Source organism: Bacillus sp. C28GYM-DRY-1 (genome assembly GCF_030519405.1).
Classification (GTDB): Bacteria; Bacillota; Bacilli; order Bacillales; family Bacillaceae; genus Bacillus; species Bacillus spizizenii_A.
In genome coordinates, this window is sequence record NZ_JAUMKF010000016.1 from 1 (window position 1) to 12752 (window position 12752).

A 12752-nucleotide genomic window follows, 5' to 3' on the forward strand; every position below is an offset into this window, starting at 1 on the left:
TCTAAAAAAACTGGCGAATTGGACTTGGAAAGGACCAACTCGCCAGCCTATTCGACCGAAAAACAGAATAAATTGGACAAAAATAGGTCGGATCATAAAGATCCGACTATTTTGTCAACAGTCTGAAATCCTTATACAAGATAATGTATAAGGATTTTTTTGTTTCAGAAGGAATTTCTCGAATTATAGCGAATACGTATAGTAAGGGACTGAACTCTTATTATATGTAAGGGTTTTCATTATTTTTTTATAAAAATCCTATATACGAGGTAGATATGATGAGATTATCGTTTAACGAAGAAGAAGTTGAGCGTGCGATGAATTTGTACAGAGTTTTTGCAAGGGCTTTCAAAAGTGTGTCTGAACATAGTATCCGTGACAGCAAAGAGCACGGCTTTAATCCCACTGAATTTGCTGTACTAGAGCTCCTGTACACAAGAGGCCCGCAAAAACTACAGCAAATTGGGTCGAGACTTCTGCTTGTGAGCGGAAACGTCACATATGTCATTGACAAATTAGAAAGAAACGGATTTTTAGTACGGGAGCAGGATCCGAAAGATAAACGCTCCGTCTATGCGCATTTAACTGACAAGGGAAATGAGTATTTGGATAAGATTTATCCGATTCATGCACTGCGTATTGCAAGAGCGTTTTCAGGCCTTTCGCCTGATGAACAGGACCAGTTGATCCTTCTGCTGAAGAAAGCAGGCATTCACAGTCAGCATTTGCTGTTTCGTTAACTATTTTACACTCTCTGTTTCAGGGAGTGTTTTTTTATTTCATATCAACCTTTGTAAAACATCTACAATCTTCCGGTCAGATATTTCGCCAAGATATCTATTGACACGTCTTTCATATTCTTTCAGTTGTTCATTCGATTGAAAAAATGCCGCAATACGCTCCTCTGCTTTCTGCATGTCCCAGTTTCTCATATCTGTGACAAGCCTCCGTTCCATTAGAAGATTCAAATTCATTTCCTCCTGTCCCGGCAGCGCATGAAAAATAAATACCGGAAGCCGTTTCTGTAAGCATTCGCTAATGGTTACGCCTCCGGGTTTAGTCATGATGCCTGCCGCTTGATCGTATAAACGATTCATCTCTGCTTTGCTGTGAAGATAGGGAATCGCTTCAATAAAAGGGTGACGTAAACTTTTGACATAGCAGTAGAGCTTTTCGTTTCTGCCGCATAATATTTTGTATAAGATGTTTCCGCCTGGCGACAGATTCTGAACCCATTTTAAAATACCTCCGACTCCCATGCTGCCGCCTGTGATGATGATGGTGTATGGCGGATGATGCTGGCAGGTGTCTGTTGATTCCATTTCAAACATTGGGTGAACGGGAATGCCGGTCAAATATATGTTTTTCTGATCGATTCCTTCAGACATGAGCTGCTTCTTGACATCCATGATCGGCACAAAATGGTAATCAATATTCTCCCGCCCCCATAATTGATTCACAAAAAAATCAGTATATACATTCACAACCTTCATATTCGGATATTCCGGCTTTAGCCGGTTCAACAGATAAGAAGGCAGTGCATGTGTGCAGAAGGCGATATCAGGCTGTTTTTCTTGTAAGATGTGTCTCATTTGTTGTGTAAACAGCCATTCGTACATGGCATAGCGTTTGTCATTTTGATATTTTCCGCAGGCGAGGAGCCTGTAAATGCCGCTGTACGTTTTCGGGAAATATTGAATCCATTTTAAATACGCCTCAGAGGACAGTTTTTCTAACCGTCTATACGTATATGAAAAGATATCCATTTTCTCAGCTGCCAGTCCTTGGGTCTTCAGTTCAGCCTGCAGGGCATCTGCAACATGGTGATGCCCGGTGGATATGCTTAAAAAAGGAAAAATGAGAATGTTCTTCATGATGGTCCTCCTTAAAAAATATGGCAACTATATTTTGGGGAGAACGTTCACAAAATATAAGGGTGTTTTTGATCATAAGGAAGGTGAAGAGATGAGAACTTGTTTCCTTTCTATTTGGAGAGTGGTTGACCCGATTTATTTCTTTTTTTCAAGACTCACCTTGATTGACAAAGATCAAAAAAGCGTCTTTCGGGTCAGGTTGACGAAGTACAAAGGACATCATGTCGTACTGAGTGACGGAACGCATATAAGAAAAAATGATGTGCTCGTTAAAATCCATCTGCACAACATTAAGCTGGTCAGGGAGCTGCAAAGCATTGAAAGCGCAGTCAGAAAAGGGCTCATTATCTATCAAAAAGTATATCAATCGATGCCGATTCTCGTGGATTACATCAATAATCACAAAAAAAGTGACAAAATTAAAGGGATTGTGGGCATTACAATGCTTGACAAAGGTGTGGAAAGGCTCGGTTTTGATGTGGTCACCCCGGTCAACCCTATTTACAGGAGTTTTAAAAAGATCACGCATATACCCATTTTCTATCTCACTTCAAAGCAGATGACCTTGCGTCATTTACCGAATACATCCTATTTGTTTATTTCGAAAGAAAAGCTGCAGAAAACCTATCAAAAAAAAGACTGATGCCTTGGTCAGCACAGTCTTTCTTGATTATATCTGATGAAATGTCACTTCAGGACGGCTGCCAACACGGATATTTACACCGGTTTGTCCTAAGCCTTCGCTGATATAAAACGGTTTATCATGGTGATAATGAAGGCCTTTAACGATATTCATGCGCACAAGTTTGCCCATTTTTGCCAAATGGTACGGTTTTGGCCAGTGAATTTGCCCGCCGTGAAAATGGCCTGAAAGCAGGTAATCATAATGAACATCTTTCATATCCAGAATAATGTTTGGGTCGTGAGTTAATACAAGGTGGTAGCCGTTTTCTAGATTTTGATAAGAGCCGGTAATATTGCTGCGATTCGTGCTGTAATCATCAATGCCGATAATATTGACAGGCCCTGCAGCCGTCTCGATTTGTACATGTTCATTTTGAAGTGTGATACAGCCGTTTTCCTCTAAAACATGCTTCAATCTCTGAAAGTCCTTTTCTTTCAATACATAATCGTGGTTACCGAAAACCGCATACATTCCATATACTGGATTTAGCTTTTGCAATGCGTTCAAGTAACCTGCCAGCTTCGGAATATTACGTTTCCGATCTAGAAAATCCCCGGTCAGGGCGATGATGTCCACAGGCTGATCTTTTATTAAATGATACAGCTCTTCAGCTGATACAGAAATGTTTTCTAAGTGGAGATCTGATAAATGAAGGATATTTAACTTTTTTCTGGCTGAACCGTCTTTTTGATCGATTGAAATGGTGTTGACCTTTACATCTTTTGTATTGCGGTTCGCTTTATATATAAATGGCACAGATACGAGTATGGCCAATGAAAGTAAGATTGTAAACAAAATACATCCCCTCCCCTCCTATCAGTATAGTAAGTAATCAAGCCTCATGGATAGCGGGAATTAATGGGGAAGAGACAGGTTGAAAAACGGTTTGTCATCTGATGAATGTTTTGGAAAGGAAAAGGGATAATAAATTTTGACACATGTGGCAGATCATGCCGGATGCGGTGTCAGAATAACAAATGGATGTGTAAGCGATGTTACGATTAATGAGACAACACAAAAAAGAAACATATTATCTCTGGATCGCATTATTTCTCCTTTTGCTATATGTATCCCCGCTCTTTATTTTAAAGGAAGATGCCCATATTCGCGTGCACGATAATTTAGATTCGAATATCGCTTGGTACAAGGTACTGGCAGATAGCGGAGAAATCATCGGCAAGGTTGACGCGGCCATTCCGCAAATCATTAACGGGCTGCCTCGGGACGCCTTTGGCACTGAGTTGAGCGGAATTGTTTGGCTGCACGCGTTCTTTTCTTCCATGACCGCCTATGCAATAAGCCAGACGATTACAAGGGTTGTCGCTTTTTTTGGAATGTATATGCTGCTGAAGAAACATGTAATTCCGGAGCCAAAAGCGGCTTTTATCACAATTGGCGTATCGCTGGCATTTGCCTTAACACCTTTTTGGCCTTCAGGAATGCTGAGTACGCTTGGATATCCTTTGGCACTGTGGGCTTTTTTAAATATCCGAAAAGGGGATAGCTCTTGGAAAGAGTGGCTCACGCTCGGTTTGCTTCCTATATATTCAAGCTTTGTCTTAGGCTTCTTCTTTTTCTTGGCAGGAATGGCGTGCTTTTGGCTGTATGATGCTATCGCAAATAGAAGATGGAACCTGATTTTTTTAGGCAGTATTGCATTTATGACGAGTATTTATCTTTTCGTTGAATATCGGCTTGTCTATTCGATGTTGTTCTCGCACGCACCGATGCATCGGATTGAATTTATTTCATCAAGGCATGACGTTTGGCACTCTCTCCGTCTATCCGTTAAAAACTTTGTCTATGGCCATAATCATGTGATGACAGTTCATACCGTTGTCATCCTTCCGATCCTGCTGCTCGTTTTTGCAGCTGTGCTGTTCAAGCGAAACCGGACAAAGTTAGAAAATGTTTATCTGTTTTTATGTGTGCTTAATTACGGACTGTCATTATGGTATGCATTTTGGTTCAACAAAATATGGGCGGTGCCAAAGCAGAAATTTGCCTTTTTAGCCGAATTTAATTTTGCCCGTTTTCATTTTCTGCGGCCGCTTGTCATATACGTAAGCTTTGCGCTTGCTTTATATCTCATTTGGCGGATGGGAAGAGGATGGAAATGGATTGTATATGCTGCAGTTGCTGCTCAGCTGATGGTGTTGGCGCCTTTTAATGAAGAATATACGTATGGCGTTCACTACAATGCGCCGACATTCCGGGAATTTTATGCATCCGAGCAATTCAAAGAGATTAAGGAATATATCGGGCGTCCTCAAGATTCGTACAGGGTGGCAAGCATCGGACTGCATCCGTCTATCGCCCAATATAACGGGTTTTACACGTTAGATACGTATAACAATCTGTACCCGCTCTCATATAAATATGAATTTAGGAAAATCATTGAAAAAGAGCTGGAAAAAAACGCTCGGCTGAAACAATATTTTGATGAATGGGGCAGCCGCTGCTATCTTTTCGTTGATGAACTCGGTAAACGATATGATTTTAAAAAGAATTCGAAGAAAACGATTAATAATCTTCAATTAAATACAGATGTATTTAAAAAAATGGGCGGGCGTTATATTTTTTCATCAGTTCCGATCAAGAATGCTGATCAAAACCATCTTTCGCTCGTTAAGACGTTTGACCATAAAGATTCTGCCTGGCGCATTTATTTATATGAAACAAGATAAGGAGGATATCGATTGAAACAGCCACAGCCAGTATTAACCATCGTCGTTCCGTGTTTCAATGAAGAGGAAGTGTTTCAAGAGACAAGCCGTCAGCTGACAGAGGTTGTAGACAGCTTAATTGAAGAGAAGTTAATTAGTGAAGACAGTAAAATTCTGTTTGTCGATGATGGCAGCAAAGACCGTACATGGGCCTTGATTGCTATGGAGAGCATTAGAAACAAGAAGGTGACAGGCTTAAAATTAGCCTGCAATGTCGGACACCAAAAAGCGCTTTTAGCTGGACTGCATAAAGCGAAGAATAGGTCAGACTGCGTCATTTCGATTGATGCTGATCTTCAGGACGACATCTCTGTGATCCGGGATTTTTTGCTGAAATATCATGAGGGCTGCGAAATCGTTTATGGTGTCCGCCGCAGTAGAAAAACCGATACCTTTTTTAAGCGCACGACCGCTTTAGGCTTTTATCGCCTCATGAATAAGCTTGGGATTAAATTGATTTATAATCATGCTGATTTTCGTTTAATGAATAAAAGATCGCTTGAAGAGCTCGCTCGTTACCCGGAAGCGAATCTGTTTTTAAGAGGCATTGTTCCCATGATTGGCTTTAGATCAGCCGAAGTCTTGTATGACCGTAAAGAACGCTTTGCCGGCAAAACGAAATATCCGCTGAAAAAAATGCTATCATTCGCTTTTAACGGGATTACATCATTCAGTGTCGCACCGATTCGATTCTTTACGCTTTTAGGTTTTGTTTTATTTTTCTTCAGCGCTGTGGCAGGAGTTGGCGCGTTTATACAAAAGCTGCTAGGCCATACAAATGCAGGCTGGGCGTCGCTCATCATTTCCATTTGGTTTTTGGGCGGGCTGCAATTAATGGGAATCGGGATCGTCGGAGAGTATATTGGAACCATTTTTTCTGAGGTGAAAAGACGGCCGAACTATGCGATTGATATCGATTTATATAATGAGCCGCTAAGCCCGCTCCAGCGCCAGGAAAAAGAGCGGTTAGAAAAAAAGTACAGTTGAATGGAAAGAGCTGACTTATTTAGTCAGCTCTTTTAGCGTGCGGCAAACTTGCTTTTGAATACCCACGTATTTGAATGATAGGCAGCTAATGACTCAGGCGTCCTCTTGAACCCCACCTCCATTACATCTGATGACAATCAGCTCTTTTTCTTCAACTGATGGAAAATGGCGTTAAGAGGTTCATCTTGCGGGTTGCGGTAAAAATCAAAAAATGGGCAGCCCTGTTTCTTAATCCGATCAACTACAGTATCAATCGTAAACATAGCGGGTGTTATGGAGGGCTGTACCTCGTGCCAATAGAGCGGTGCCGCGACAGTGCCAAGGTCATTCCCTCTTGTCGAATAAGGACAAATAATCGTTTTTCCTTCTGCATGCTGCAAATAATCAAGATACAATTTGCCGTGCCTGTTTTTAATCAAGCGTTCAGTAGTAAATAGCTCGGGAAATGCATTGGTGCAGTACTCAGCGATCAGCTGTGTAAACTGGCGTGTTTCCTCATACGTAAATGCCTCTGGGGACAAGGGAATATAAAGCTGGATGCCCTTGTTCCCGGAAAGCTTCGGGTACGATGTGATGCCAAAAGAGTCAAACAACCGCTTCAGCTCATTCGCAGCCTGCACGGCCATGAGGAAATCGTCTCGTGAAGGCGGATCCAAATCAATGACAATCTCAGCCGGACGCCTGCTTTGAATGGTTTGAAAAGGGACATGAAACTCCAAAGCAAGCTGGTTGGCAAGCCATAATAAAGTGGACATATCCTTGCAGACAATATGTTCATGGCTTCCGTCATAGAAAGATCGAACGAAATCCGGCGCATAGTCCGGCTTATTTTTTTGAAAAAACGATTCACTCCTTGATCCATGCGGGTAGCGGATGACGGTGACAGCACGGTTTTTCAGAAATGGGAACAGGTAGTCACTGACTTCAATCATGTACTGAATAAAATCTTCTTTCGTTTTTTTATTCTTTTCAAATATGATTTTATCCAGGCTTGTGAACTGAAGCTTTGGATGTACCGGTTTGGAGTGGCGAATGACTTGTGTATATGTGCATTCGGTCCAGTCCATATGGAGTTCAAAACCGACAAACGATACCTCTCTCAATGTGCCTTGGAGAATCGTTAAGTATTGAACGGTTGCACAAATCGATGGTTCTAGCGTAAATTCCCCTGAAGATGTTTTATGTCCGTGTTGTTCCATAACCTCACGTATGGCGTTTTTTTCCTCATCACTCATTCCGTGTGAGACAGAGGCAATCGGTGTCATTACGCCGTTTTTTAACACAGACACCGTCAGAAATCCATTGTTTGGGTTAAACCCTGTTACAACAACATAAGCTTGTTTAAAGTTTTTATATTTGAGCCAATCGGACGACCGCTTTCTTTCAAGCCACTTGCTGTTTGTTTTCTTCGCTACGATTCCTTCTGCGTCATATTTCATAACCATTTCCCAAAGCGGATCAAAATGATCGTAGCAGGGGACATACTGAATCGTTTCCTTAGCATAAGGGTCTGGAGACGCAGGAAGCTTTGCCCCAGACATGAGATCATACAGTGATTTTTTTCGGTCCAGATACGAAAGAGACGATATATCTTCTCCGCGGCGCTCTAACAGATCAAAGGCGAGAAAACAGCACGGACGCGCGTTTGCCGATTCCTGGATCTTTTCTGGTCTTTTCAAACGTCCCCGCACCTGAATGTGTTCAAAATCAGAACGGCAAGGGTTCACCAAACATACAATTTCGCCATCAAGTGTCAGGGGAAGATCTTTTTCCATATGCTGAAAGGCTGTTTTGGCGAATTGCGTGATTTCAGGAAAGGTACTGTTAAGCTCCAAGCCATTTCTGCTGGTTAAGGTCACACCTGCTGAATGGATGCGGAGAATACAGCGGTACCCGTCATATTTTACTTCGTAGCGCCATTCTTCTCCTATTGGCGGTGAGGAAGTAAGGACGGGCTGCATGGTGAACGCCATGGGCTATGACGTGCCGGAGGCTTTTTTTCTAGTTGTTTTTTGTTTTTTTTCTCCGGCTCCTTTCGATTCATCTGTTTGTGCTGGTGCTGCTGCCGGGGTTTCCCGGTTCGGCTTTCTGGTCCGGTCGATGCTGGCTTGCAGGGCGCTGACCAGGTCAATGACATCTTCACGAGGAGGCGCTTTATCAGGAGTAACGGCTGTTTCTTTATTTTCAAGCTTGTCTTTGACTCTTTGCAGCAGGGCGTGCCGGTACGTGTCCTCATATTTCTCCGGCTCAAACTCAGCCGTCAGCTCGTCTATTAATGTGATAGCGGTTTGCAGTTCCTTCTCGTTTACATTCGATTGATCCGGCACACCTGGGACATGGGCAGCGCTTCTGACCTCATCCGGATAATGGATAGACTCCATCACGATACAATTTTCATAAACGCGGAGAATGGCCAGCTGCTGCTTCGACCTGATTGTCATATTGGCGATGCCGATCTTTCCGGTTGAGCGCAGCGCCTCACGCAACAGGGTATAAGCTTTCGTGCCGTTATCCCCGGGTCCGACAAAGTAAGAGCGGTTAAAATAAATCGGGTCAATTTCCTGCAGCTGAACAAAATCAACAATCTCAACCGCTTTCTCCTCATGCTCCTGCTTTAAGCTTTTTAAATCTTCATCCGTCAGCACTACATATTTTCCTTTTACATATTCATATCCTTTTACTATTTCATCAGGACCGAGTGTTTTTTCGCAATTCGTGCAAGTCTTTTCGTATTTGATTGGCGCGTGATCCTCTTTATGAAGGCTGCGCAGCTTAATGTCTTTATCCTCTGTGGCCGCATAGAGCTTAATGGGTATATTTACCAAACCAAAACTGATTGATCCCTTCCACATTGTATGCATATTAATAAACCCCTTTTTTTCTTTAGTGTGAAGAGGGGGAGTACGATCCATGTGTAGTAACTTATGGGTAAAAAAAATAGCCATCGCTGTTATTGCGACGGCTGTTCGAGAATTAATTGTTCGAGTTGTTCCGGCGGTATCGGCCTGCTAAAGAAGAAGCCCTGTAAATGGTCACAGCTCTTTTGGTAACGTAGCTGTTTTTGAGCTGAATTTTCCACCCCTTCAGCAATCACCTGCAGACAGCTGATGTCCCATGGCAATGATAGCCCCGGTAATTTGCTCTGATTTCGGATGGGCCTGAATATCGTCAATCAATGATTTGTCGATTTTCAGCCAGTGAATCGGATAGTAAGGGAGCTGTGTCCCGTTCCGTCATAATCAATACTGATTCTGATGCCTAATTCCGTTAAAGAAGACAAAACCTTCTTGGAGTGATCGAGTCCAGAAAGAATATAACTGTGCCATTGTTCAAAGGATGCTCGCGACTCATCACTGCCGTAAAGTTACTGCTTTGTCATGTCCTTGCAAATGACATAAATGCTGTCCAGTTCTTGATTGACCTCAACGGGTATTAGCGTGATGTTTAAGTGAAACTGGCCCTTTTCAGTGATAAGATCGCTATCACTGTTAATGGCCTGTTTTTCTTTTTTTACTTGCTCAAAAAGGCGATTAATTTTCATTGACGTATAATGTCTCCAATCGTGCATGTTAAAACCAAATTTTCTGATCATGTCCTCACCAGCATGATTGGACGATATAATGTCTCCATCTAATGACAAAATAAAAATCGCGTCAATATTTTGGACGATTAAAGGCTGAAACCTCTGTTCGTTAACCTTTATGCGTTCGCTCTGTTTACTAAACTTTCGGTCCGCATGGGAACTGGATAATAATAGCGTTTGTATACAGATAACGATTAACGTAACAAAAATCGACCAATGAAACGTTTGTACCTCCATATGGCTTCCGAGCGGTCCCATGTCCTCGTGAAAAGATGCCGCGAGCATCCCTGTATATTGCATGCCTGAAATCCCAGTACCCATTACAATTGAACTGATGACTTTATAAAACATAAGATGATCAGAATGTTTTTTTAAGGCCAAGTCAAAGAATATTTTTAACGAGACGAAAGATGCCGCAATCGCAATGATAATAGAAACTGCAAAAACGATCGGTTCGTACATAATCATTACCCGGGAAATGGAAGACATTCCGATATATTGCATAAATGCTATAGATGCCCCGAGCACAACTGATCCGGTAAGCAGTCTGTAATTCGCAAGAAAATTCCAGGTGACAAAATATAATGACACAAATGATCCGGAAACAGCTGCGCCAATTGATGCAATTAAAGGCATGAATTCATATTGCATCGGCATCTCCATATAGACGGCCATCATGCCTACAAAATGCATTGACCAAATACCGAACCCCATTATAAGTGAGCCGCCGATCAGCCAAAATAAGCTTTTTAAGCCTGTATTGATAGTGACTTTCCTTGACAGTTCAAGGGAAATGTACGATGCTGCACAGGCAATAAAAATAGATAAACATATGAGCGTTATATTATATGTAACGTGTATTTCCAAATGGAGATTCCCCCCGTGTCCTGTGTTGCTGTCTTCTTGACTCTCATTATTATCGGCTGCTTAGTCTTAGAGTTTCAGCCTTTATGAAGAAATACGGTAGTATCTATTTTTAATTCAGCTGACCGTGAAAAGTGTGTTAAAATCATGTTGACGTTTGCCGAAAAACAAAATGCATGATACATAAATATGGAAAAAGGGGAAGTGATGGCTATCGAAGAGCTGGTTATGTCATGGATAGAAGCATTTAAAAGCTTATCTTATTTTGGAATATTTCTAGCGCTCTGTATTGAGTTTATCCCTGCTGAAATTGTCCTGCCGCTTGCGGGCTATTGGGTATCTAAAGGTGATATGACACTTTTTGGCGCTGTTTTGGCAGGATCTCTTGGAGGAGTGGCAGGCCCGCTTACGCTGTATTGGATAGGCCGGTATGGAGGAAGGCCGTTTCTTGAACGTTTCGGGAAGTATCTCTTTATTAAGCCTGAAGCGCTTGATAAGTCTGATGAATTTTTCAAGAAGCATGGGGGATTTGTAGCCTTCAGCGGCCGTTTCTTGCCAGGCATTCGGACATTGATCTCTATACCGTGCGGAATTGCAAAAATGAACGTTTGGGTGTTTTCGTTTTATACGTTTATCGCCATGCTGCCGATTACATTTGTATATGTTTATCTCGGTGTGAAGCTCGGTGAAAATTGGAAGGAAGTCGGTTCTATACTTGATCAATATATGCTTCCAATCGGGATAGCGATTTTAGCACTGTTCCTGCTCTATTTGCTGCTAAAAAAGAGGAAGAAACGCACCCATTCCGAACAATTATCTGTATTTTTTAAAAATAAACGTTGACAAAGTTTCGCGCTGCACATATCATTGATGTATAATATCATATTTCTTGAAATCCCAAAGGGGAGTAGCGTCCGGAATGTTTTCCGGAAACAAAGTCGTCATTTCATGGATAGCGATATCCATCGGCTTTGTTGGCATGCCTGAATTCATGTCTAGCAAGACCTTTGCCTTATGTCGGCAAAGGTCTTTTTTGCATGGTCCGGCCGGCATAAGATCGGATGAAGAGAAAGAAAACAACTTTTTTGGGAGGGTATCATTTATGGATGCAGCATTATTATTAGAGTATGGTTGGGTTCTTCTCGTCTTGATCGGGCTGGAAGGAATTTTAGCTGCCGATAACGCGCTGGTTATGGCGGTCATGGTAAAACATTTGCCGGAGGAAAAACGAAAAAAGGCGTTATTTTATGGATTGGCAGGGGCTTTTGTTCTGCGGTTTGGCTCTTTATTCGCGATTTCTTTTTTAGTCAACGTATGGCAGGTTCAAGCGATTGGCGCGATCTACTTGCTGTATATCTCAGCAAGCCATATATTGAAAAGATATGTATTTAAGAAAGAAGACACGCATAAAGAGACAAAGCAAAGCGGTTTTTGGCCGACTGTTTTAAAAGTTGAATTGGCAGATATCGCGTTTGCGGTTGATTCCATCTTAGCGGCAGTCGCGTTGGCGGTTACTCTTCCTGGAACATCGCTTCCGAAAATCGGCGGACTTGACGGAGGACAATTTATCGTCATTTTGGCTGGAGGTATCATCGGCCTGGTGATTATGCGGTTTGCAGCTTCAATGTTTGTTAAGTTATTAAAGGAACGTCCAAGCCTAGAAACAGCAGCCTTTGTGATAGTCGGCTGGGTCGGAGTAAAGCTTGCTTTATATACGCTTGCCCATCACGACATAGCGGTTGTTTCTGAACACTTTATCCATTCTGGAACTTGGAAGCTCATCTTCTGGGGTGTCTTAGTGGCAATCGCGGTTTGCGGCTGGTTCATGTCAGGTGGGAAAAAACAGCCGGAGGGCGCACAAAACGAACAAAAAAACAGCAGCCGGAAACGGGCGTAATCTGAAGACTCTGCATAAAAAGCAGAGTCTTTTCATGTTTAAAACGTTTTCATGAACGAAATAAAATAACATTTTTATAACAGCTTTGTTACAAAAAACACGTGTAAAACCCCCTTAATTCTCTAGAAAGGCACGA

The 12752-nt window shown here is 42.1% G+C and carries 9 protein-coding genes and 2 pseudogenes; 6 read left to right on the forward strand and 5 right to left on the reverse strand.

Features of this window, described 5'->3' with window-relative positions:
- The first annotated feature begins 275 nt into the window (after positions 1 to 275).
- The gene (locus Q3W56_RS14810) at positions 276 to 740 is read left to right on the forward strand and encodes a MarR family winged helix-turn-helix transcriptional regulator (protein ID WP_079996345.1); all 465 of its coding nucleotides are present in this window, start codon (positions 276 to 278) and stop codon (positions 738 to 740) included.
- A 39-nt stretch (positions 741 to 779) separates the two neighbouring features.
- On the opposite strand, the gene Q3W56_RS14815 is transcribed toward Q3W56_RS14810, so the two are convergent.
- On the reverse strand, positions 780 to 1874 hold the full coding sequence (locus Q3W56_RS14815; RefSeq protein WP_302896024.1) for an MGDG synthase family glycosyltransferase: 1095 nt from the start codon (positions 1872 to 1874) through the stop codon (positions 780 to 782).
- Positions 1875 to 1965: 91 nt separating this feature from the next.
- On the opposite strand from Q3W56_RS14815, the gene Q3W56_RS14820 reads away from it, so the two are divergent.
- On the forward strand, positions 1966 to 2517 hold the full coding sequence (locus tag Q3W56_RS14820; RefSeq protein WP_302896025.1) for a YkoP family protein: 552 nt from the start codon (positions 1966 to 1968) through the stop codon (positions 2515 to 2517).
- 27 nt (positions 2518 to 2544) lie between these two features.
- Here Q3W56_RS14820 and Q3W56_RS14825 read toward each other — a convergent pair whose 3' ends face one another.
- Positions 2545 to 3354 carry a metallophosphoesterase gene (locus tag Q3W56_RS14825; RefSeq protein ID WP_302896026.1) on the reverse strand — a complete coding sequence of 270 codons (810 nt, stop codon included), beginning with the start codon at positions 3352 to 3354 and terminating at the stop codon, positions 2545 to 2547.
- A gap of 197 nt (positions 3355 to 3551) precedes the next feature.
- On the opposite strand from Q3W56_RS14825, the gene Q3W56_RS14830 reads away from it, so the two are divergent.
- Both Q3W56_RS14830 and Q3W56_RS14835 read left to right on the forward strand, forming a co-directional pair.
- Entirely contained in the window at positions 3552 to 5246 is a 1695-nt protein-coding gene (locus Q3W56_RS14830; protein ID WP_302896027.1) for a DUF6044 family protein, read from the forward strand.
- A gap of 12 nt (positions 5247 to 5258) precedes the next feature.
- Positions 5259 to 6272, forward strand: a complete 1014-nt coding sequence (locus Q3W56_RS14835; RefSeq protein ID WP_302896028.1) for a glycosyltransferase family 2 protein — start codon at positions 5259 to 5261, stop codon at positions 6270 to 6272.
- A 137-nt stretch (positions 6273 to 6409) separates the two neighbouring features.
- Here Q3W56_RS14835 and Q3W56_RS14840 read toward each other — a convergent pair whose 3' ends face one another.
- The 3 genes and pseudogenes from Q3W56_RS14840 to Q3W56_RS14850 form a co-directional block, all read right to left on the reverse strand.
- Positions 6410 to 8245 (reverse strand): DNA ligase D, encoded by a 1836-nt coding sequence (locus Q3W56_RS14840; RefSeq protein WP_302896029.1) that lies wholly within the window; start codon positions 8243 to 8245, stop codon positions 6410 to 6412.
- 3 nt (positions 8246 to 8248) lie between these two features.
- Positions 8249 to 9133, reverse strand: coding sequence for a non-homologous end joining protein Ku (ku, locus tag Q3W56_RS14845; RefSeq protein WP_483298532.1), 885 nt, complete (start codon positions 9131 to 9133; stop codon positions 8249 to 8251).
- Positions 9134 to 9222: 89 nt separating this feature from the next.
- Positions 9223 to 10722 (reverse strand): annotated as a pseudogene (locus tag Q3W56_RS14850) (MHYT domain-containing protein).
- A 173-nt stretch (positions 10723 to 10895) separates the two neighbouring features.
- Here Q3W56_RS14850 and Q3W56_RS14855 point away from each other — a divergent pair.
- Positions 10896 to 11562: pseudogene (locus tag Q3W56_RS14855) on the forward strand (DedA family protein).
- A gap of 259 nt (positions 11563 to 11821) precedes the next feature.
- Positions 11822 to 12616, forward strand: coding sequence for a TerC family protein (locus Q3W56_RS14860; RefSeq protein ID WP_483298533.1), 795 nt, complete (start codon positions 11822 to 11824; stop codon positions 12614 to 12616).
- The last annotated feature ends 136 nt before the right edge of the window (positions 12617 to 12752 follow it).

Bases quoted from the DNA above. Each gene is read 5' to 3' on its own strand.
- Q3W56_RS14810 (WP_079996345.1), top strand. From the start codon at position 276: ATGATGAGATTATCGTTTAACGAAGAAGAAGTTGAGCGTGCGATGAAT.
- Q3W56_RS14815 (WP_302896024.1), bottom strand. From the start codon at position 1,874: ATGAAGAACATTCTCATTTTTCCTTTTTTAAGCATATCCACCGGGCAT.
- Q3W56_RS14820 (WP_302896025.1), top strand. From the start codon at position 1,966: ATGAGAACTTGTTTCCTTTCTATTTGGAGAGTGGTTGACCCGATTTAT.
- Q3W56_RS14830 (WP_302896027.1), top strand. From the start codon at position 3,552: ATGTTACGATTAATGAGACAACACAAAAAAGAAACATATTATCTCTGG.
- Q3W56_RS14840 (WP_302896029.1), bottom strand. From the start codon at position 8,245: ATGGCGTTCACCATGCAGCCCGTCCTTACTTCCTCACCGCCAATAGGA.
- ku (WP_483298532.1), bottom strand. From the start codon at position 9,133: ATGCATACAATGTGGAAGGGATCAATCAGTTTTGGTTTGGTAAATATA.
- Q3W56_RS14860 (WP_483298533.1), top strand. From the start codon at position 11,822: ATGGATGCAGCATTATTATTAGAGTATGGTTGGGTTCTTCTCGTCTTG.